The 21071-nt window shown below is 71.7% G+C and carries 14 protein-coding genes and 1 pseudogene; 5 read left to right on the top strand and 10 right to left on the bottom strand.

Features of this window, described 5'->3' with window-relative positions; all coding sequences use genetic code 11:
* Nucleotides 1–132: 132 nt before the first annotated feature.
* Entirely contained in the window at nucleotides 133–2205 is a 2073-nt protein-coding gene (locus tag IEZ10_RS36285; RefSeq protein WP_189251045.1) for a prolyl oligopeptidase family serine peptidase, read from the top strand.
* A 144-nt stretch (nucleotides 2206–2349) separates the two neighbouring features.
* Here IEZ10_RS36285 and purU read toward each other — a convergent pair whose 3' ends face one another.
* The 3 genes from purU to IEZ10_RS36270 all read right to left on the bottom strand — a co-directional run bounded on the left by purU (nucleotide 2350) and on the right by IEZ10_RS36270 (nucleotide 5646).
* Nucleotides 2350–3204: a formyltetrahydrofolate deformylase gene (gene purU, locus IEZ10_RS36280; protein WP_189251044.1), complete on the bottom strand. Its 855-nt coding sequence runs from the start codon at nucleotides 3202–3204 to the stop codon at nucleotides 2350–2352.
* A 388-nt stretch (nucleotides 3205–3592) separates the two neighbouring features.
* Nucleotides 3593–4087 carry a GNAT family N-acetyltransferase gene (locus IEZ10_RS36275; protein ID WP_189251043.1) on the bottom strand — a complete coding sequence of 165 codons (495 nt, stop codon included), beginning with the start codon at nucleotides 4085–4087 and terminating at the stop codon, nucleotides 3593–3595.
* Nucleotides 4084–5646: an NsdA family TPR-like regulatory protein gene (locus IEZ10_RS36270; RefSeq protein WP_189251042.1), complete on the bottom strand. Its 1563-nt coding sequence runs from the start codon at nucleotides 5644–5646 to the stop codon at nucleotides 4084–4086. The genes IEZ10_RS36275 and IEZ10_RS36270 overlap by 4 nt, the downstream gene beginning before the upstream one ends.
* Before the next feature lie 442 nt (nucleotides 5647–6088).
* Here IEZ10_RS36270 and IEZ10_RS39605 point away from each other — a divergent pair, with 442 nt between their 5' ends.
* The 4 genes from IEZ10_RS39605 to IEZ10_RS36250 all read left to right on the top strand — a co-directional run bounded on the left by IEZ10_RS39605 (nucleotide 6089) and on the right by IEZ10_RS36250 (nucleotide 9755).
* A complete protein-coding gene (locus IEZ10_RS39605; RefSeq protein ID WP_229812017.1) occupies nucleotides 6089–6271 on the top strand; it encodes a hypothetical protein in 183 nt (60 codons plus the stop codon).
* Between the two features lie 578 nt (nucleotides 6272–6849).
* Nucleotides 6850–7725 (top strand): mechanosensitive ion channel family protein, encoded by an 876-nt coding sequence (locus tag IEZ10_RS36260; RefSeq protein WP_229812016.1) that lies wholly within the window; start codon nucleotides 6850–6852, stop codon nucleotides 7723–7725.
* Between the two features lie 36 nt (nucleotides 7726–7761).
* Nucleotides 7762–8160 carry a globin gene (locus tag IEZ10_RS36255; protein ID WP_189251040.1) on the top strand — a complete coding sequence of 133 codons (399 nt, stop codon included), beginning with the start codon at nucleotides 7762–7764 and terminating at the stop codon, nucleotides 8158–8160.
* A 65-nt stretch (nucleotides 8161–8225) separates the two neighbouring features.
* Nucleotides 8226–9755, top strand: coding sequence for a glycoside hydrolase family 13 protein (locus IEZ10_RS36250; RefSeq protein WP_189251039.1), 1530 nt, complete (start codon nucleotides 8226–8228; stop codon nucleotides 9753–9755).
* 218 nt (nucleotides 9756–9973) lie between these two features.
* On the opposite strand, the gene ettA is transcribed toward IEZ10_RS36250, so the two are convergent.
* From ettA to IEZ10_RS39600, 7 genes and pseudogenes are all read right to left on the bottom strand, one after another.
* A complete protein-coding gene (gene ettA / locus IEZ10_RS36245) occupies nucleotides 9974–11638 on the bottom strand; it encodes an energy-dependent translational throttle protein EttA (protein WP_179824004.1) in 1665 nt (554 codons plus the stop codon).
* Between the two features lie 10 nt (nucleotides 11639–11648).
* On the bottom strand, nucleotides 11649–12848 hold the full coding sequence (locus IEZ10_RS36240; protein WP_229812015.1) for a GGDEF domain-containing protein: 1200 nt from the start codon (nucleotides 12846–12848) through the stop codon (nucleotides 11649–11651).
* A 622-nt stretch (nucleotides 12849–13470) separates the two neighbouring features.
* Complete coding sequence (locus IEZ10_RS36235; protein WP_189251037.1) at nucleotides 13471–14373, bottom strand: single-stranded DNA-binding protein; 903 nt, start codon at nucleotides 14371–14373, stop codon at nucleotides 13471–13473.
* A gap of 233 nt (nucleotides 14374–14606) precedes the next feature.
* Nucleotides 14607–16250: a GTP-binding protein gene (locus tag IEZ10_RS36230; RefSeq protein ID WP_189251036.1), complete on the bottom strand. Its 1644-nt coding sequence runs from the start codon at nucleotides 16248–16250 to the stop codon at nucleotides 14607–14609.
* Between the two features lie 7 nt (nucleotides 16251–16257).
* Complete coding sequence (locus IEZ10_RS36225; protein ID WP_229812014.1) at nucleotides 16258–18003, bottom strand: dynamin family protein; 1746 nt, start codon at nucleotides 18001–18003, stop codon at nucleotides 16258–16260.
* Between the two features lie 1424 nt (nucleotides 18004–19427).
* The gene (gene cobA / locus IEZ10_RS36220; protein ID WP_189251035.1) at nucleotides 19428–20660 is read right to left on the bottom strand and encodes a uroporphyrinogen-III C-methyltransferase; all 1233 of its coding nucleotides are present in this window, start codon (nucleotides 20658–20660) and stop codon (nucleotides 19428–19430) included.
* Between the two features lie 155 nt (nucleotides 20661–20815).
* Nucleotides 20816–21071 (bottom strand): annotated as a pseudogene (locus IEZ10_RS39600) (pseudouridine synthase); the annotation flags it as partial.

Below are 21071 nucleotides of genomic sequence, written 5' to 3'. Positions count from 1 at the left end.
ATAAAAGGCTGGAGAGACGCCTGGTACGTTTTATGCCCGCATTACCAGTTTTTAACTCCTCTCCCGGCGCATCGGTTCCGCCCGGCGCGCTGGTGATGCCGGGACGCCGCCGAAGGTCGTAGGGTTCCTGCCATGACGCGACAGCCCTACCCTCCAGCCAGCCGTGACGACATCGTCGAGAACCTGCACGGCACCCCCGTCTCCGATCCCTACCGGTGGCTGGAGGACCCCGATGACCCCGCCACCCAGGGGTGGCTGGCCGCGCAGGAGAAGCTGTTCGCGGCCGAGATGAGCGCCCTGCCCGGACGTGAGGCGTTCCGGTCGCGGATCGCCGAGCTGCTCCGGTCCGGCTCGGTGGGGGCGCCGGTCTGGCGCGGGACACGGGCGTTCTTCACCCGCCGCACCCCCGACCAGGAGCACGCGGTGCTCTACACCGTCGATCCCGGCGGCGCGGAGCGAGCGCTGTTCGACCCGATGGCGATCGACCCGACCGGGCTCACCACCCTCGACGCCTGGCAGCCCGACAAGGAGGGCCGCCTGCTCGCCTACCAGGTCTCGGTGGGCGGCGACGAGGAGTCCAGCCTCTACCTCATGGACGTCGCGACGGGAGAGCGGATCGAGGGGCCGATCGACCGGTGCCGCTACTCCCCGGTGGCCTGGCTGCCCGGCGGGGAGGCCTTCTACTACGTGCGCCGGCTCCCCTCCACGGAGGTCCCCGAGGGCGAGGAGCAGTTCCACCGCCGCGTCTACCTCCACCGGGTCGGCACCTCCACCGAGGACGACGTGCTGATCTTCGGCGAGGGGATGGAGAAGACCAACTACTACGGGGTGGCGGTCTCGCGCGACGGTCGCCGGCTGCAGATCTCCGCCTCCCGCGGCACCGCGCCGCGCAACGACCTGTGGGTGGCCGACCTGTCCACCTCCGCCCCCGACTCGCCCGAGCTGACCGTCGTCCAGGAGGGCGTGGACGCCCAGACCGCGCTGCACTTCGGCCGCGACGGCCTGCTGTACGTCTTCACCGACCGCGACGCGCCGCGCGGCCGGATCTGCGTGACCGACCCCTCGGAGCCACTGGCCGAGCGGTGGCGCGACCTGATCCCGCAGGACCCCGAGGCGGTGCTGACCGACTACGCGATCCTCGACGACCTCGACCGGCCGGTCATGCTCGTCGGCTGGACCCGCCACGCGATCAGCGAGATCACCGTCCACGACCTGGCGACCGGCGAGCGCGTCGGGGAGGTGCCCACGCCCGGCCTGGGAACGATCGGCGGCATCACCGAACGCCCCGAGGGCGGCCACGAGGCGTGGTTCGGCTACACCGACAACACCACCCCGCCGACCATCCAGCGCTACGACGCCCGCACCGGCGAGACCACGCTGTGGGCCGCATCCCCCGGCGTCGTCGAGGTGCCCGCCGTCCACACCGAGCAGGTGGCCTACCGCTCGGCCGACGGCACCGAGGTCCACATGCTGGTGATCAGCAAGCCCGGCGCCGAGGGCCCGCGCCCGACCATCCTGTACGGCTACGGCGGCTTCGGCCTGTCGATGTCGCCGGGTTACTCCGCCTCCATCCTGGCGTGGGTCGAGGCGGGCGGCGCCTACGCCATCGCCCAGCTGCGCGGCGGCGGCGAGGAGGGCGAGGAGTGGCACCGCGCGGGGATGCTCGCCAACAAGCAGAACGTCTTCGACGACCTGCACGCGGCGGCCGAGCACCTGATCGCCACCGGGATCACCACCCCGGACCGGCTCGGCATCTCCGGCGGCTCCAACGGCGGCCTGCTGGTCGGCGCGGCGCTCACCCAGCGCCCCGACCTGTACGCCGCCGTCGTCTGCTCGGCCCCGCTGCTGGACATGGTCCGCTACGAGCTGTTCGGCCTCGGCGCCACCTGGAACGTCGAGTACGGCTCGGCCGAGAAGCCCGACGAGTTCGCCTGGCTGCACGCCTACTCGCCGTACCACAACGTCCGGGAGGGCGTGTCCTACCCGGCGACGCTCTTCACCGTCTTCCAGTCGGACACCCGGGTCCACCCGCTGCACGCCTGGAAGACGTGCGCCGCGCTGCAGCACGCGCAGGCCGGGGACCGGCCGATCCTGCTGCGCAACGAGACCGAGGTGGGCCACGGCGCCCGCGCGGTGAGCAGGACCGTCGAACTGGCCGCCGACCAGCTCACCTTCCTGGCCCACCACACCGGCCTGACCGTCTGACGCGGCCCTTCTCCGGCTCTCCCGCCGGGCTTTCCCGGCGGGGGGCCGGCCTTCCAGGCGGGAGGGCCGGCCTTCCCGGTGGAACGGCGGCCTTCCCGGGGGACGGCGGCCTTCCCGGGGCGAGGGCCGGAACGGCGGGCGACCTCAGCGGGGGAAGACGATGGTCTTGTGGCCGTCGAGGAGGACCCGCTGCTCGCTGTGCCAGCGCACGGCGCGGGCGAGGACCTGGCACTCGACGTCGCGCCCGATGGCGGCCAGGTCGTCGGCGGAGTGGGTGTGGTTGACCCGCGCCACCTCCTGCTCGATGATCGGCCCCTCGTCGAGGTCGGCGGTGACGTAGTGGGCGGTCGCGCCGATCAGCTTCACCCCGCGTGAGTGGGCCTGGTGGTACGGCTTGGCGCCCTTGAACGACGGCAGGAACGAGTGGTGGATGTTGATCACGTTGCCGGCGAGCTTGACGCAGAGGTCCTCCGACAGCACCTGCATGTAGCGGGCGAGCACCACCAGGTCGGCGCGGTAGTGGTCGACCAGTGCCAGCACCTCCGCCTCCTGCCGGGCCTTGGTCTCGGCGGTGACCGGCAAGTGGTGGTAGTCGATGCCGTACGACTGGGTCAGCGGCCGCATGTCGGGGTGGTTGGAGACCACGGCGACGATCTCGATGTCGAGCAGGCCGGAGCGCGTCCGGTAGAGGAGGTCGTTGAGGCAGTGGCCGAACCTGCTGACCATCACCAGAACGCGCGGCTTGACGGCGGTGTCCCGCAGCTTGGGCTCCATGCCGAACTCCGGGGCGAGCGCGGCGAGGGCCGTGCGGAGCTCGGCCTCGGGGACCGGTGAGGCGAACTGCACCCGCATGAAGAACCGCCGGGAGACGGGGTCGCCGAACTGCTGGCTCTCCAGGATGTTGCAGCCGTGCCCGGCCAGGAGGCCGGAGACCGCGGCCACCACCCCGGGGCGGTCCGGGCAGGACAGCGTCAGCACGAACTCCGTCGTGGGACTCATCGGCGCCGCCCGCCCGTCCGCGCCCGGCTCACGCCGGCCCTGTCGACTCGCTCGCTCATCTTTCATCCCTGGAGGTCAGACCCTGAGGGTCGGATCGTACGGTGTCACCCTGCAGGGTACGGTGCCTCCAGGCCGGCAGGGGCGGATCAGGGGTCTCCGCGCGCCTTTCGCCGGAGCCGAACCCGCGCCACGGCCGATGACGGTGGCGACGGGCCGACTGCCTCAGCCCTCGTGGATGGCGCCGGCCGTGCCACTCAGCCGGACGGTGCCGGGCTTGTGAACGATGATCTTCTTCATCGTGACCCCATGGGAAAGGACTACAGGTACGAGAAGTAAGTATTCCGGCGCGGCATCACGAGGCAAACATCAAATGCCGAAAGAGTCTGAATTAGTGCTGGTTCAACAAAGGGGATGCCGCTTCAACCAGTTCCTTTTCGCCATAAATCACCACACATCCCCCGCGTTCCTCGCGGCTGATCTCGTGCCAGCCGTACTTGCGATACAGCTCGATCGCGGCGGGCTGGTTCAGTGTGGTGTCGCCGCGGAGCCGTGTGTAACCGAGCGCGACCGCCCGCGCCTCCAGCTCCGCGACGATCCTGGCGCCGAACCCGCGCCGCTGGAACTCCGGGTGCACCCGGATGCGGCACATCTCGGCGGTCCGGTCGTCGATACGGCGGAGGCCGCCCATGGCGACCACCCGCCCGCCATCGGACTCCCCGACCAGGAACTCCCCCCGGTCCGCCAGGTAGATCTCGTTGATCCGCGGGAAGTCGTCCTCGTAGTAGACGCCGTCTCCCGGAGCCAGACCGACCTGCGCGAGGCAGATCTGGTGCAGCGCCCACACGGACTCGAGATCGGACCAGCGGTAGCGGCGTACCCTCATAGCACCTCGCCCGTGATCGGGGCCGTCACCGACGCGGTGCGCACCGCCTCCAGATACTCCTTGAGGGCGGGGTGGCCCGGGGCCTTGGTCTCGACCGCCTTGGCCACCTCGTAGGCCCGCTGCATCAGGATGTCGGGCCTGCAGCCCTCTCCCAGGCTCGTCAGCGCCGTCGTGGCGATCTGCAGCGCCTCCTCGACCTCGCCCTCCAGCAGGCGGCACTTGGCCCGGTCGAGCTTGATGATCGTCGGGTCGAGCCAGTCTGACGGGCCGTACTTGGTGAGCGCCTGCTCCAGGATGAGGTCGGCCTCCATCGGCTGGCCCAGCCTGACGAGGGCGTCGCCCTGGTGGAAGTAGAGCTGGCGCTCGGTGTAGCCGAAGGTGGCGTCGTCCTGCTCGGAGGCGGTCATCTGGGAGAACGCCGCCCTGGCCCGCGACAGCGCCCGCTTGGCCTGGTCCACCACGTCCTTCTTGCCCCCGCCCGCCATCATCGCGAGCGCGCGGGCCTCGAAGACCGGGGCCATGGCCTGTGCCGCGCACGGCGTCTGCCCCGCCAGGTCGCGGCTCTTGCGCGCGAGGTTCAGCGCCTCACGCGGATCGCCGTAGTACAGCGGCACCAGCGCCTCCCGGGCGATGACCCAGGCTCGCAGCGCCCGGTCGCCGGTGTCGTCGGCGGCCGTCCGGCCCGTCCGGAAGAAGGACCGGGCCATCCTGTGGTCGCCCAGGTTGACCATGATCATGCCGCTGAGACCGGCGAGCTGGGCCGCCATGCGGCACAGCCGTTCCTGCAGGTCGACGGGCTGGCGATGCTCCATGGCCTTGCGGACGGCGCTGAACTCCAGCAGCACGTCGCACAGCAGGCGCAGCGGCGGCGTGTTCATGTACTGCCGCCCGAAGCCGAGCGTGGCTTCCTCCCACTGGTCGAGCATCGCGGGTGAGACGGTGGCCGACACCAGGGTCTCGTCCATCCTCCTGCGCACGTTCTCGACCGATCCGAGCAACTGGCCGTCCAGCGTCACGCCGGCGCCGGCCAGGAGCTGTAATAGCGTCCTCCGTAGCACGTTCTCGTCCTCCTCGCCCCCGTTCGCGGAGGGGTCGCCGCCAGCCGGGCGGTTCAGCGGCTCGCGCGTCCCGGGGGAAGTGTCGGGTCTTCTGTTCTGGAGATCACTCCCGGCCACCACGGACGTCCTGTGGTCGTGGCCGCAGATGCACGGGCCGTCGTAGCCGAGAGAGGCCGGTTCGACCCGGTAGGCGGAGCACAGGTAGTGGAGATACTCGGGACCGGGCCGCTTGAGCCCGCTCTCGTACGCGGACAGGAGCGTCTCGCCGATCCCCGGCGCCGCCTTGCCGTCGCGTTCGAACAGCGCCCGTATCTGCTCGATCACGTCGGCCAGCGCGACGCCATGGGCGAGGCGGTGCCCCTTGATGCGGGTGGTCCCGAACTGCGGACCACACCTGTCGTAGATCTCCTCGGCGATCTGGGCGGGGACCTGCCCCGCCGCCAGGCCACGGGCCCGGATCTGCCGCGCTAATTCCGTCTCCCTGTGCTGCCTGCCGGACATTCCGGCCCCTCTCTGATGGCCAGCCGGGCTGACTGGCGCACTTGACCGGTCCTCACCAGATGACACAGCGTGACTCTGACGTCGCACTGCGCCTACCGAGAATAATGACCCACGTTTGAGTTATTCGGAACGTGCAGATGAAGCCATTGGCTAAGGATCGTCCTCCACCGGACTGTTTCTTTCAACCTGCTTGGGAGAAGGCATATCCCGATCTTGTTTTTCCCACGTTGACCCTTCACGCCTGGTGAGTCATCTTTGGCCAACCAGCACCGATTCGCGCAGCTAGGCGAACCGGATTCGGTGCGGTACCGGCCGAAAAACAAGGAGGGGCGAGGTGGGGGAAGACGACTTCGGACACCTGGAGCGATTGGTGTCAGAACTTGACTCCCGAGGACTGCACGCGCGATTGGTGCGTACCCGGTCGGGTCGCCCCTTTGTCCGCGTGATCAACCCGAACGCGACCAGCCTGGCGGAGAACGTCACCTGCCGAGCACAGCCGGCCACGGCCCCCCGCCCCCCGGACGTGTACTACTGGTGGTCCTGGGGAGAGCGGATGCACACGGTCGAGGATCCCGCCGGCGCCGCGACCAAGGTCGCACGAGTGCTCGCCGCGGTGGGAGAGTGACACCGGCGGCGGGCGGGGACGGGGTCGCAGCCGTCCGCGCCCGCCGCGCCCACCGCGGTCTGACGGGGGCGGCGGGGTGATCCGGTGCGGAGCGTCCTCGGACGCTGGGCACCCCGCCGACCTCCCCGAAACCCGCCGTGAAGGAGAGTCCGGCGCCCCCTTCCGCCGCGCCCCCTTCCACGGCGTCCACGAAGCCACCGTCCGGACCCGTCCGGACGGAGGTCGGAGGGATCCCTCCCGGGAGCGGCACGGGGCACGCTTCCGGGTGCGTGCCCCGGCCGAGTCGTCCGCCACCGGGTCGTCTCCGGATCCGCCCCCGCGGCCGGGTCCGGGCGGCCCCGTCTTCCCCGGCGCGATGTGACGGCGGCCGGATCGGTCGGCAATATGGACTGGCAACGCGAGTTGCCCGTTTCGCCGACCTATCCGATCCGGGAGGGATCCACTCCGTGTTCCTGCTCGCCCCCGCCCCCACTCCCACCCCGACGCCCACCGGGGTGCCTGGAGTAGAGGAACTTCTCGACATGAGTGCGGGCCTTACCAAGGGATGTGAGAACGGTGGAGGGCTAATCTGCAATCTCATGCAGTCCGTCCTGCCCGCCACCTGGGCTCCCGCGGTCGCCGGCGCGATCGCCATCGTCCTGGTCGTGCTCGTCGCGTTGGCCACGCGGAACGTGGCCAACCGCCTGATCATCCGGGTGGTGCGCCGCGCCGCGTCCTCCAACGGCTCCTCGATCGCCGGGCGGCTGCGCGGCAAGCAGAACATCCCCCTGGAGGGCCTCGACGCGGTCGCCGCCGAACGACGCAGGCAGCGGGCCGAGACCATCGGCTCGGTGCTGCGGTCGGTCGCTTCGGTCGTCATCCTCGGCACCGCCGCGCTGACCGTCCTGGACCGGCTGTCGGTCCCCATCGCACCCCTGCTCACCAGCGTCGGCATCGTCGGCGTCGCCGTGGGCTTCGGCGCCCAGGAGCTCGTCAAGGACTTCATCGCCGGCATGTTCATGCTCCTGGAGGACCAGTACGGCGTGGGCGACGTGATCGACGCGGGCGCCGCCGTCGGCACCGTCGAGGCGGTCACCCTGCGCATCACCCGGCTGCGCGACAACGACGGCCGGGTCTGGTACATCCGCAACGGCACCATCGTCCGGGTCGGCAACGAGTCGCAGGGATGGGCCCGCGCCGTCGTGGACGTCCCGGTGGCCTACGCCTCCGACATCCCCGCGGTCCGCGAGCTGCTTCAGCAGGTGGTCGACGGCATGTGGAACGACCCCGCCTACCGCGACACCATCCTGGTCGAGGAACCGCAGGTCTGGGGCATCGAGCAGATCTCCGACACCGCGATCGTCTTCCGGATCAGCGCCAAGACGATCCCCTCCCGGCAGTCCGAGATCGCCCGCGAGCTCCGCCTGCGGGTCAAGTCGGCCCTGGACCGGGCGGCCATCACGATCGCCGGCTGACGCCGCCCGGTTCCGGCGTCGCTTAGGCTTGGAGCCGTGTCCGCTATCCCCGAGGAATCACAGTCCTTCTACGACGCCGTCGGCGGCGAGGAGACCTTCCGGCGTCTCGTCCACCGCTTCTACGAAGGCGTCGTGAACGATCCGCTGCTGTGGCCGCTCTACCCCGAGGAAGACCTCGCCGGGGCCGAGGACCGGCTCAGCCTCTTCCTGATGCAGTACTGGGGCGGCCCGAACACCTACAGCGCGCAGCGCGGCCACCCGAGACTGCGGATGCGGCACAACCCGTTCGTCATCGGCCCGGCCGAACGCGACGCCTGGCTGCGGCACATGCACGACGCGGTGGTCTCGCTGGAGCTTCCCGAGGAGCTGGAGAAGCGCCTGTGGGACTATCTGGTGTACGCCGCCCACAGCATGGTCAACGCACCGGGCGTCTGACCGAGGAGCGGTAACGTCCGGGCCTCCGACGCATAAACCGCACCGGGCCAGGGCAATCCAAGCACATGGAAATCCCCTGGTGGCGTGATGCCGTCGTCTACGAGATCTATGTTCGCAGCTTCGCCGACGCCTCCGGAGACGGCGTCGGCGATCTGCCCGGCATAAGACAGCGTCTTCCCTACCTCGCCGAACTCGGTGTGGACGCGATCTGGCTGACCCCCTTCTACCCCTCCCCCATGGCCGACGGCGGCTACGACGTCGCCGACTACCGCGACGTCGACCCGCTGTTCGGCACCCTGGCCGACTTCGACGCGCTCGTGACCGACGCGCACGCGCTGGGACTGCGGGTGCTCGTGGACATCGTGCCCAACCACAGCTCCGCCGAGCACCCGTGGTTCAAGGCTGCGCTGCGGGGTGAGGGCCGGGACCGCTACGTCTTCCGCGACGGCGGAGACGAGCCGCCCAACAACTGGCAGTCGACCTTCAGCGGCCCGGCGTGGACGAAGACGCCCGACGGGCAGTGGTACCTTCACCTGTTCGCGCCGGAGCAGCCCGACTTCAACTGGCGCAATCCCGAGGTGCACGCCGAGTTCCTCGACGTACTGAGGTTCTGGCTGGACCGCGGGGTGGACGGGTTCCGGATCGATGTGGCGATGGGCCTGTACAAGGCCGAGGGCCTGCCCGACCTGCCCCCCGAGGACCAGGCGTTCCGGTCCGAGTCGCCGATCTGGGGACGCCCCGAGGTGCACGAGGTGTACCGGGAGTGGCGCAAGGTCCTCGACTCCTATCCCGGGGAGCGGATGGCCATCGGCGAGGTGTGGACCGACTCCGCCGAGGACCTCGCCCTGTACCTGCGCCCCGACGAGCTGCACCAGAGCTTCAACTTCGCCTGGCTGGAGGCGCCGTGGTCGGCCACGGCGTTCCGGAAGGTCATCGACGACACCCTGGCCGCGGTGACCGCTCCGACGTGGGTGCTGTCCAACCACGACGTGGTCCGCCACGTCACCCGGTACGGCGAGGGCCTGACGAACTCCACGGCCGGCCTGGCCCGGGCCAGGGCCGCCCTGCTCGCCATGCTGGCCCTGCCCGGGTCGGCATATCTGTACCAGGGGGAGGAACTCGGACTCCCCGAGGTCAAGGATCTTCCCCCGGAGGCGCGTCAGGACCCCGTCTTCCGCCGCTCCGAGGGCTCGCTGCCGGGCCGGGACGGGTGCCGGGTGCCCCTGCCCTGGGCGGGTGCGGCCGCGCCGTACGGCTTCTCACCCGACGGGGTGGGGCCGTGGCTGCCGCAGCCGGTCGACTGGGCGGCGCTGACCGCCGAGCGGCAGGCCGCGGACCCGGGATCGACCCTGCACTTCTACAAGGAGGCGCTGCGCGCCCGGCGCGAACTGCGCGGCGCCCTGCCCGACGGGATCACCTGGCTCGACGCCCCCGAGGACGCCCTCGTCTTCACCCGTGGCCCGCTGACGTGCGTCCTCAACTGCGGCACCGAGCCGGTGCCGCTTCCCCCGCACGAGCACGTGCTGATCGGCAGCGCGCCGGTGGACGGCTATCTGCTCCCCCCGGACACCGCCGCCTGGCTGCACACTCCCTGACCCGGCGGGCCGTCCGGTCCGGACGCGCGAAGCCACCCGGACACGCGAAGCCGCCTCGACGTACGAGGCGGCCCGGAGGCGCGAGGCGGGCGGCGCGGCCCGAACACCCGAGGTGGCCCGGAGGCGCGAGGCGATCGGGTACGCGAGGCGGCCCGAACGCATGAGGCGGCCCGCCGCTCCCCGTGCGGGGTGCGGCGGGCCGCCTCTGCCGTCCCGCGTCAGTCGCGGGTGAGCTTGCGGTAGGTGACGCGGTGCGGACGCGCCGCGTCGGCCCCCAGACGCTCGATCTTGTTCTTCTCGTAGTCGGCGAAGTTGCCCTCGAACCAGAACCAGTTGGAGTCGCCCTCCCACGCCAGGATGTGGGTGGCGATGCGGTCGAGGAACCACCGGTCGTGGGAGGTGATGACCGCGCAGCCCGGGAACTCGAGCAGCGCGTTCTCCAGGCTGGAGAGCGTCTCGGTGTCGAGGTCGTTGGTGGGCTCGTCCAGCAGCAGCACGTTGCCGCCCTGCTTGAGGGTCAGCGCCAGGTTGAGCCGGTTGCGCTCGCCACCGGACAGGACGCCCGCCTTCTTCTGCTGGTCGGGGCCCTTGAAGCCGAACGCGGCGATGTAGGCGCGCGACGGCATCTCCACCTGGCCGACCTTGATGTAGTCGAGCCCGTCGGAGACGACCTCCCAGACGTTCTTCTGCGGGTCGATGCCGCCGCGGCTCTGGTCGGCGTAGGAGATCTGGACGGTATCGCCGATGACGATCTGGCCGCTGTCCGGCTTCTCGCTCTCGGTGATCATCCGGAACAGCGTGGTCTTACCGACGCCGTTGGGGCCGATGATGCCGACGATGCCGTTACGCGGCAGGTCGAACGTGAGGCCCTCCATCAGCACGCGGTCCCCGAACCCCTTGGTGAGGTTCTCGGCCCGGATGATCGTGGTGCCCAGACGCGGGCCCGGCGGGATCTGGATCTCCTCGAAGTCCAGCTTCCGGTGCTTGGCGGCCTCGGCTGCCATCTCCTCGTAGCGCTGGAGTCGCGCCCGGCTCTTGGTCTGGCGGGCCCGTGCGTTGGAGCGGACCCACTCCAGCTCCTCCTCCAGGCGCTTCTTGCGCTTGGCGTCCTTCTGGCCCTCCAGCTTGAGCCGGGCGGTCTTGGCCTCGAGGTAGGTGGAGTAGTTGCCCTCGTAGGCGTGGCAGCGGCCGCGGTCGAGCTCCAGGATCCAGCCGGCCACGTTGTCCAGGAAGTAACGGTCGTGGGTGACGGCCAGGACGGTGCCGGGGTACTTCTCCAGGTGGGACTCCAGCCACTGGACGCTCTCGGCGTCGAGGTGGTTGGTGGGCTCGTCGAGCAGGAGCAGGTCGGGCTGCTCCAGCAGCAGCTTGCACAGCGCGACCCGGCGGCGCTCACCACCGGAGAGCATGGTGACGTCGGCGTCCGGAGGCGGGCAGCGCAGGGCGTCCATCGCCTGTTCGAGCTGGCTGTCGAGGTCCCACGCGTTGCGGTGGTCGAGGGCGTCCTGGAGCTTGCCCATCTCCTCCAGCAGCTCGTCGCTGTACTCGGTGGCCATCAGCTCGGCGATTTCGTTGAACCGGTCGAGCATGGCCTTGGTCTCGGCGACGCCCTCCTCGACGTTGCCGAGTACGGTCTTCGACTCGTTCAGCGGGGGCTCCTGCTGGAGCATGCCGACGGTGAAGCCGGGCATGAGGCGGGCTTCACCGTTGGACGGCTGGTCCAGACCCGCCATCATCCGCAGCAGCGTCGACTTTCCGGTGCCGTTGGGGCCCAGGACGCCGATCTTGGCGCCCGGCAGGAACGACAAGGTGACGTCGTCGAGGACGACCTTGTCGCCGTGCGCCTTGCGCACGCGCTGCAGTGTGTAGATGTACTCCGGCATGACTTCTAGCTTAGGGCCTTTCGGGCTTTGCTAGGGGCGGCCGGGGGCCGGGGCCGGTGGGCCGGGGAACCACGGCGGCCGGAAGGCAGATCCGGTCGCGGCCCATCTCCTTGGCCTGGTAAAGAGCGAGGTCCGCGGCGGCGAGCAACTCGATCAGGTCGTCGCCGTGCATGCTCATGATCGCGACCCCGGCGGAGATCGTCACCGTGACGAGGTTGTCGTCGGCGGGGACCGCCATCCGCCCGATGCGGGACCGCAGCCGCTCGGCCACCCTGCGCGCCTCGGTCACGTCGGCCCGGGGCAGCAGGACGACGAACTCCTCACCCCCGAACCGGCCCACCACGTCGTAGTCCCGCAGCTGGCTGCGGATGGTCGAGGCGACGCCGGCCAGCACCTGGTCGCCGACCAGGTGACCGTAGGTGTCGTTGACCCGCTTGAAGTGGTCGATGTCCACGATCAGCAGGGCCAGCGTCTCACCCGTGCGGCGGGCCCTGACGATCTCGGTGTCGGCCTCGCGCTGCCAGGCCGCCGCGTTGAGCAGGCCGGTCTTGGGGTCGGTGCGGGCCGCGGCCTGGAGCTGGGCGTGCAGCAGGCTGCGCTGGAGCAGCATCACCGGCGGCAGCGCCAGCACCAGCAGGGCGAGGTTCAGCCCGCAGGTGATGGCGACGAGGATGCCGACGCACAGTTCGACCACGTCGAGCAGCAGGTTCTCCCGGTTCCACAGCACCTCCCGCCAGCGGCTGTCGGGCGCCGCCGCGTGCGCGGCGACGGCGATCAACGCGGTGTTGAGCACCGTGAACAGGGCGGCGCACCCCACGGCGACGAGAATCGGCACCCCGGCCCCGGTGGTCAGCGCGCTCAGGTCGCCCACGACGGAGTGGAACAGCACCGAGGCCGAGCATCCGGCCAGGCCGATGGCGGCCGAGCTGAAGACCCGCCGGTAGGCCACCGTCTCGCGCACGCGCTTCTGCAGCAGGATCTGGAGCGGGATCGGCGACAGGAGCGCGTACACCGGAGGCAGCAGCAGTGCGACGGGCAGCCACCAGGCCGACAGCAGGTCACGCGAGACGCCGGCCGGCATGCCGAGCCTGCGGGTCGCCTCGATGCAGACGGCCCCGCACGCCATCAGCGCGGTGAAGGTGAGCACGTCGTGCCAGCGGAAGACCGTCGAGACGGCGAAGAAACCGATGGCGAGGAGATCGATCGCCACGATCGCGCAAAGGTAGACGACCAGTGAACGGTGCTGCCCAAGCAAGGGCCAGCGATCAGCCAAGGCCGTCACACCGTCACGCGGTTTGACCGAGGTGTGACCGGGTGCCGTCATGTCGCCCCCTTCTCCGACTAACGATGTGTAACACGATAGTTGCGGAGTGTGCGGCGCGCGACGGGAACCGCTACCTTGAGCGGGTGGGCGCGTGTCCCGGCGGCCCACGAGTGGAAGGACCCGCTCCCCGCCGAGCGGACCGTGTGGGAAAGGAGCAGCCATGCTGCGGGGTGTGACCTGGACCTGACAGGTGCTCCGGCATCTGGCACGGGCAAGACCATCGGGCCGTCTCCACCGGCGCCACCGCCCTCCCGGCGAGGCACCGGCCGCGTCCGGCCGATGCCCCCTCAGCCCTCGGGTCTCCCGAGGGACACCGCCCGGCACCGGAAGCCCGCCGCAGGAACCTCGTCATACGAAGAACACCTTTTCCAAGCCGGAACGCCTTCGCGCCGGAACACCCGCTCAGCGGGCGTCGCACCCGATCCCGGAACACCCGCTCAGCCGGCGTCACCCCGGACCGGAACACCCTCCCGGCCGGCATCGCCCTCAGGCCGATCCGGTCACCGCTTCAGGCCGCCGCGCGCACCTCGACGGGCCACGGCGTCTCGTCCGCCCCCTCCGGCACCGGTGACTCCCGCCTCGGGGATCTCCGTCCCGAGGGCCTCCGCGCGGTCTCGCCGGGCCTCTCCTCACCGGTCCACCCCGCACCGGTCCGCCTCGCGCCGTCGCCCTCTCCTCCGGGCCGGGCCGCACCGGCGCTCCCCTCGCCGGCCCGCTCCGCCGCGGCCCCCGCGGCGGCCTCCTCCATGGCGGCCTCCTCCGCGCCCGTCCCTCCGGCCGCGTCACGGACCGCCGGGTCCTGGCCGTCGGCGGCGCCGTCGCCGGACTCGGCCGGTATGAGAGCACCCGGCGCGGACACCGCCGAAACCCCCGGCGCGGACGCCGCCGCAGGGTCCGGAGCGGACGCCGCCGCGGCGCCCGGGACGGATCCCGCCGGGACGCCGGGGACGGGCGTGGCCGTGGGGACCGCCAGGCCGCCCATGGCCCAGTCGTGCGTCCCGTGGTCGAGCTCGCTCCGCTCGTCACGGCCCAGCGACGGGGCGATCCCGCCCCGCATCGGTTTGGTGAAGCTCCCGAGGCCCCAGCGCAGGTCGTGCCCGAGCGAGCTGGCCTCCACCTCGGGCATGAAACGACGCTCGCCCTCGTGGACGAACTCGCGGATCCGCAGCCGCCCCTGCACGACGATCGGCTGGCCGAGCCGTACCGACTGGGCGACGTTGTCGGCGAGCCCGCGGAAGCAGCGGACTCCGAAGTATGTCGTCTCGCCGTTGCACCACTGCTGGTTGTCCCTGTCGAAGTAACGGCTGGTCGAGGCGACCTTGAGCGAGGTGACCCGGCTGCCGTCGGGGAAGGTGTGCTGGCGCGGCGGGGCCGCGACGTTGCCGGTCAGCGTGATCTGGATGTCGTTCATCGTGATCTCCCGTGAAGGCGGGCGGGCTGCCCGCGACCTGAAGACACGATGGCCCGTGCCGCCACCGGCACGGGCCGCCGAACTCCGTTCTGTGGACAGCCGCGCGAACACGCCCGGGCCCTGTGGAAAATCCCGGCCCCCAGGGGAACGCCGCTCGCCGTACCAAGGACCTGAAAGGACCCAAAGGGTCCCTAAAGGCCCCTAAAAGCCTCGAAAGGCTCGAAGGCCGGGTGTCACCCCTGGACGCCGCGCATGGCGGCGTAGAACTCGTCGTACCTGGCCAGCTCCCGCTCCACCGGCTCGATCACCAGCTCTCCGGCCACCGCGGCCACCCTGCGGCGCATCTCCCGCTCCAGGCGTTCCCGCTCGGTCTCCGCCCGCATCGCGACGACGTTGCGGGCGGCCGTGGCGGAGAGCACGCCGAGCCCCAGGACCGAGAACATCATCAGCCCCACCCACGGGAGCGAGGCCGCGTCCGCGAAGAACTCCAGCGCCGCGGGCGGCTTCCCCACGCCGAACACGCCGTAGGCGAGAGCCGTGCCCGCCCAGGCGAGACCGGCCACGAAGAGCAGGACGAGCAGGTACTGCCAGATCCGCACCAGCCGCCACCAGGTGGGAACCCGGTCGAGGCGCGGCGCCACCTCCGACAGCTCCTCGGAGAGCACCCCGGGAAGCCGGTCCGCGTGGGAACGCGCCGCGTCCCTGATCCCGTTGCGCCACGCCTCGTGCATGCCGGTGGCCAGGCCGTCGGCCAGGGCGTGCACCGCGTTGTCCACCTCGGCGGGCTGAGCGCTGACCGCGCCTCCGGCCAGGCCGCGGATCTCCTCCTTCAGGCCGCCCAGGCGCAGGCTGCTCAGCGGGTCGGGCCGGAGCCTGGCGGCCCAGCGGGCGTACGGCCAGCCCAGCCACTCCGCCGCCCGCACGCCGTACACGTTCTCCATGGCCTCCCCGACCGCGGGCACGCCGACCGCGTCGCAGAGGGCGTCGGTCAGGCCGATCCTGCGGGCCTCGTCGACGGACACGGGGGCGGCGGGGGCCTCCTCGGCGGGCATGGCCTTCGTCAGCCGCGCGGTGAGCCGGTCCAGGTCGGCCTCGATGCGCTGGACCGCCGCCCGGCGCCTGGTGACGGTCCCGGCGAGGACGGCCTTCAGCTCGTCCACGCCCGCCCCGGTGAGCGCGGAGGCGGTGACGATGACGGGGTCGGTGACCCCTTCGCGGCGCAGCAGGTCCGCCAGGTCGGAGACGCACTCGGCCTGCTCCTCCGGCTCCAGACGGTCGACCTGGTTGAGCACGAAGATCGTCACCGCGTCGTGCCCGGCCAGCTCGGTGACGTAGCGGCGGTGAGTGGAGGCGTCGGCGTACTTCTGCGGGTCGAGCACCCACACCACGAGGTCGGCGACCTGGATGAGCCGGTCGGCCTCGGTGTCGGTGAGCGCCCGGATGGAGTCGTGGTCGGGCAGGTCGAGCAGGATCAGCCCGTGCAGCCGGCCCTCGCCCCGGTCCAGGGCGCTGGCCCTGGCGAAGCGGTGCCGCCACTGGATCTGCAGCCAGTCGAGCAGCGGACCGGCGCCGTCCAGACCCCACACGCAGGCATGGGTGCGGGCCGTCGTGGGGCGGCGGACCCCGGTCGGCGACAGCTCCAGGCCGGAGATCGCGTTGAACAGGGTCGACTTGCCGCTTCCGGTGCCTCCCGCGAGCGCGACCACGGTGTGCTCGGAGGAGAGCTTGAGCCGGTCGCCGGCGCGCAGCAGCAGCTGCCCCGAGCCGGTGAGGAGCTCGGGGTCGACTCTGCCCGATCCCAGTTCCACGACCCGGGCCAGTGCGGCGAGCCGGACGCCGATCCCCTGCCGGGTCCGGGTGGTGCCAACGGTGGTCATCGCTCGCTTACCGTTCCTCGTTCACCGCGGGGGCGCTTCGTCCCGCGCGGACCACTTCAAGGTTGTACGCCGCCTGGTAGAGGCGGGTGGCGGCGGACTCGTCGGGCACGCCCGCGCCGTCGAGGACCCGGGTGTGACGCGACGTCTCGTCGTCGAAGATCGCGCCGATCCGGGCGCGCAGGTCGCTGCGGGCCCTGGCACCGATGGTCCGCACCGACTCGGCCCCCAGCAGGGCGTTGACCAGCCGCTGCGGCAGCGTCCCGGGGCCGGGCCCGGTCTCCGCCGAGCCTTGCCCGAGCAGTCCCACCGTGAAGACCAGCGCCAGCGACTCGACATCGAACGAGACCAGCCGCGCCACCGACCGCTTGGTCACGCCCTCGGTGCGGATCAGTTCGACGATGTGGTCCTGCCAGGCGGCGATGGTACGGCCGGTCCTGCGCGCCAGGTCGTCGGAGGCGCTGCCGAGGTCCGGGGCGGCGGCCAGGATCTTGTCCGTGCCGGGCCGCCGCAGCCAGCGTGCGACGGCCTCCTCTGCGGCCCGCTGCGCCGCCGAGATGACGACGGACTCCAGGCCCGCCCGGAGCGCGGCCTTCAGCGCGGTGAGCCGCTCGGGGGCCTGCTGACCCGCCTTGCCCGCGAACCGGCCGGGTCTGCGCAGGTGGAGGGTCCGCATGAGGTCGCCCGAGCCCGCGAAGTCCTGCCAGCGGGCGAGCACCTCGCCGCAGAGCAGTGAGCCGTCACCGGTCGCCTTCTCTATCGCGGCCAGCGCCCCGCCGTAGACGGCGTCCACGTCCCGGCGGAGCTCGCCCCGGAACGCGACCTGGAACTCCAGTTGCCGGGCCAGCGCGGGCATCCGGGTGCGGAAGCTGTCGAGCACCCCGGACAGCGTCGCCTGTACGGCCCGTGCCCGGCGCTGCTCGTCGATGGACAGCCCGGTCAGCCAGTCGTGGAGGTCGGCGACCTCGCGGGCGGGGAGCATGCCGCCGGTGACCTTGCTCTCGTCGACGACGAAGCGCTCGACCTCGCCCAGGCCGTACTCGGCCAGCATCCTGAAGAAGTGCTTGGTGACCACGTCACGCGACTTGGGCGGCACCCGGGAGAGCACGATGGCCAGTTCGGCCCCGCGCTCCTTGGCCAGACGCAGCAGCCGCCACACCGGAGCGTCGGCGTAGCGAGCTGCTGTGGTGACAAATATCCATAAATCACCCACGTCGAGCATGCGGTGGGCGATCTCGTGGTTCTCCTCGACGACCGAGTCGATGTCGGGGGTGTCGAGCAGGGCCATGCCCACCGGGAGGCTCTCGGCGGGGGCGAGCACCAGGGAGTCACGGCCGACCGCCGCCGGGACGGCCTCCTGCCGGCGCAGACTCCCCAGCACGTCACCCTTGGCGAACCAGTCGCGGTCATCGGGGTGGCAGGCGAGGACCGGGGTGGCGGTGGTCGGACGGCGCACGCCGGTGGGGCTGACCCGGGCCCCGGCCAGGGTGTTGAGCAACGTGGACTTGCCCGCGCCGGTCGAGCCCGCGATGACCACCAGCGCCGGGGCGGTGCTCGTGCGGACCCGGGGGATCACGTAGTCGTCGAGCTGGGCGAGGATCTCCTCCTGGGTCCGCCGCGACTCCTCGGCCCCGGGCAGGTCGAGGCCGAACCGCAGGCCGGTGACACCCTCGCGCACGGCCGCGAGCGCGCGGCCCAGGAGGTCGGCGGCGGCGTCGGGCAGCGGGGTCTCCCGCATCCGGTCCGGGCCGTCCACGGGGCGGGGATCGTGCGCGGGGCGGTGATCATGCGTGGCGGCCGGGCTCTTCCCGGGAGCCGGTTCCCGCGTGGGGTCCGGGTCCTCTCCGGGACCCGAACCGCGCGCGGGGCCCGAGACACGCGGGGCCTCGGCCACGGGATCCGGAACGGGTACGGCCTCGGACACGGCGGGATCCGAAGCGGGTACGGCCTCGGCCGCAGTGGAGTCCGGGACGTCCCCGGGGGCCCCATCACGCACGGAAACCGACTCGTGCGCGGCCTCGGACACGACAGGGCCCGAAGCGGGTACGGCCTCCGCCACAGTGAAGCCCGGAACATCCCCGGGGGCCCCATCACGCACGGAAACCGGCTCATGCGCCGCCTCGGACACGACAGGATCCGAAGCGGGTACGGCCTCCGCCACAGTGAAGCCCAGAACATCCCCGGAGGCCCCATCACGCACGGAAACCGACTCGTGCGCCGCCTCGGACACGACGGAGTCCGGGACGTCCGCGAGTGCCTCATCGTGTGCGGGGTCCCGGTCGCGGGCGAAGTCCGCATCTCCGGCGGGACCGGCCACGACGGGAGTGGGCGCGGCTCCGGTGGCCTCTCCGCTCCCGCCGGTGCCCTCACCGGCGTCGTCACCGGTGCGGGCGGACGCGGACCCATCCCCGGACCGGCCCGGTTCCGCGGCTGCGCGGCCGGGAGAGGATGCCGGGGCACCGTTCGCAAGGGCCTTCTCCACGGGAGCACCGCTCGCCGGGGTCGGTGATGAGGCGTCATGGCCACCCACCGGGGGCGCGGGAGTGCCGCCGGTCAAAGCCGCGATCCTCGCCTGGGCCGCCGCCGCGGCGGCGCGGAAGGCGGCCATCGGGTCGTCAGCCGTCGCGGCGGCACGGAAGTCCGCGAGCGGATCGTTCGCCGGCGGGCCGGCGGGGCCGTTCGCCGCCGGGGAGGCGGCCCCGCTCCGCGTGGGCGCCTCACCCGCGGGGCGCGCGGGCACGCCTGTGGGCCGTCCGGGAGCATCGGGTCGCGCGGACGCTCCGCTCACGGGCCGCCCGGGGGCGGCGGGCCGTACGGGTGCTCCGCCTGCGGGCCGGGCTGATCCGGTGACCGGCGCCGACGGTCCGGCGGCGTCCTCGCGAGACGCGGGCGCGTCGCCGGTCAGGGCCGCGATCCTCGCCTGGGCCGCCGCCGCGGCGGCGCGGAAGGCGGCCATCGGGTCGTCGGCGGACGGGGCGGCGGATCCGCCCGCGTCCTCGCCGGCCGGGGGGCGGCCGGGCGAGCGGGGGTCGTGAGCGGGGCCGATGGCTCCGAAGGCGAGGGTCTGCTCCCCGGGTGACTCGGCGTCGTCCGGAGCGGTGCCGCCGGAGGACTCCCGGGAGGCGCGGGCGAGCCAGCGATCACGTTCGCCCTGGTGGGGGGGCCTGTTGGCAGGCGACTTCACGGTACGCGCTCCGCTCGAACCATATCGACCTCCTGGCCGATCTTCACGACATCGCCGACGATCACGATCGCAGGTGGCCGGATCCCGGCCGCGGTCACGCGCTCCGCCACGGTGGACAACGTCGCGTGGAGAGCCCGTTGGGTGGGAAGAGTACCGTCCTGTACCACCATCACGGGAGTTTCCGGCGAACGTCCTTCTTGGAGAAGAGTTTCGGCGATTACTCCGATTCGTTCGACGGCCATCATGAGCACCAGGGTTCCATTGGAATTCGCCAGGTTCGGCCAGTCGACGGTCGACCGGGGATCGCCGGGCGGAACGTGGACCGACACCACATGGAACTCCTGGCTGACGCCGCGGTGCGTCACCGGCACGCCCGCCGCGGCGGGTACCGCGACGGGGCTGGTGATGCCCGGCACGACGATGACCGGGATGCCCTCGCGGGCACAGGCGAGCATCTCCTCCCCGCCGCGCCCGAAGACGAACGGATCGCCCCCCTTGAGGCGGACCACGAACTTGCCCTGCTTGGCGCGCTCGACCAGCAGCCTGTTGATCTCCTCCTGAAGCATGGACCGGCCGTAGGGGACCTTCGCGGCGTCGATCAGCTCGACGTCGGAGGGAAGCTCGTCGAGCAGGGCTCGCGGCGCGAGCCGGTCGGCGACGACCACGTCGGCCTGGGCGAGCAGCTGCCGGCCGCGCACCGTGATCAGGCTCGGGTCCCCCGGGCCTCCGCCGACCAGCGCCACGCCCACCGGTTTGGTACGGCCGCGCCGGGCGTCGATCGTGCCGTCGCGCAACGCCGCCACCACGGCGTCCCGGATCCCCGCCGCCCGGCGGGGATCACCGCCCGCGGTGACCGCAACGTCGATCTCGTCGACCCGCCCGCGGGCGGGGGTCCACGCCGCCGACGCCTCCCTGTCGTCCGCGCGTACGCACCAGATCCGCTTGGCCTCCGCCTCGGCGGCCACCGCCGCGTTCACCGCCCGGTCGTCGGTGCATGCCTGCACCAGCCAGGCCCCGTCCAGGTCACCCACCTCGTACGGCCTGGCCTCCCAGGTCACGCGGCCGGCCGCGATGAGGTCGTCGAGGGCGTGGGTGACCTCCGGGGAGATGACGGTGACCAGCGCGCCGGCGTCGAGCAGCGCCGGAACCCGCCGCTGGGCGACGCGTCCACCGCCCACGACGAGCACCCGCCGCCCGGAGAGGCGCAAACCCAGTAGATAGGGCGACATGCGGCAGATCTCCTGTTCGCGGTCGATCGGTGGGCATGGGCGTCAGGAGGCAAACCTACCGGCTTGCGACGTGTAGTTGACTGCCTCTGTCCCAACAGGGTTCCCACCAGGGTAAGGAACGCCTCCCCGTCACTCCCGACAGGCTTCCCGCGATCTCACCGGAACCTCTCGCGGTCTCCACCCGGCCTTTTCGCGTTCTCCTCGCGGTCCTCCCACCCGTTCCACGGTCTTTCCGAGGCCCCGCCCCCGCGGCCTCTCCCCCGGTCTTCCCGGTCTTCCCGGTCTTCCCGGTCTTCCCGGTCTTCCTGGTCCTCCCGGTCCTCCCGGTCCTCCCGGTCCTCCCGGTCCTCCCGGTCCTCCCGGTCCTCCCGGTCCTCCCGGTCCTCCCGGTCCTCCCGGTCCTCCCGGTCC

The sequence above is a fragment of the Streptosporangium pseudovulgare genome, from assembly GCF_014648055.1.
Classification (GTDB): Bacteria; Actinomycetota; Actinomycetes; order Streptosporangiales; family Streptosporangiaceae; genus Streptosporangium; species Streptosporangium pseudovulgare.
This window is presented reverse-complemented; position numbering and strand designations above follow the sequence as displayed.

Excerpts from the sequence above, each read along its gene's own strand:
- IEZ10_RS36285 (WP_189251045.1), top strand. The coding sequence starts at position 133 with ATGACGCGACAGCCCTACCCTCCAGCCAGCCGTGACGACATCGTCGAG.
- purU (WP_189251044.1), bottom strand. The coding sequence starts at position 3,204 with ATGAGTCCCACGACGGAGTTCGTGCTGACGCTGTCCTGCCCGGACCGC.
- IEZ10_RS36275 (WP_189251043.1), bottom strand. The coding sequence starts at position 4,087 with ATGAGGGTACGCCGCTACCGCTGGTCCGATCTCGAGTCCGTGTGGGCG.
- IEZ10_RS36270 (WP_189251042.1), bottom strand. The coding sequence starts at position 5,646 with ATGTCCGGCAGGCAGCACAGGGAGACGGAATTAGCGCGGCAGATCCGG.
- IEZ10_RS36260 (WP_229812016.1), top strand. The coding sequence starts at position 6,850 with ATGCAGTCCGTCCTGCCCGCCACCTGGGCTCCCGCGGTCGCCGGCGCG.
- IEZ10_RS36250 (WP_189251039.1), top strand. The coding sequence starts at position 8,226 with ATGGAAATCCCCTGGTGGCGTGATGCCGTCGTCTACGAGATCTATGTT.
- ettA (WP_179824004.1), bottom strand. The coding sequence starts at position 11,638 with ATGCCGGAGTACATCTACACACTGCAGCGCGTGCGCAAGGCGCACGGC.
- IEZ10_RS36235 (WP_189251037.1), bottom strand. The coding sequence starts at position 14,373 with ATGAACGACATCCAGATCACGCTGACCGGCAACGTCGCGGCCCCGCCG.
- IEZ10_RS36230 (WP_189251036.1), bottom strand. The coding sequence starts at position 16,250 with ATGACCACCGTTGGCACCACCCGGACCCGGCAGGGGATCGGCGTCCGG.
- cobA (WP_189251035.1), bottom strand. The coding sequence starts at position 20,660 with ATGTCGCCCTATCTACTGGGTTTGCGCCTCTCCGGGCGGCGGGTGCTC.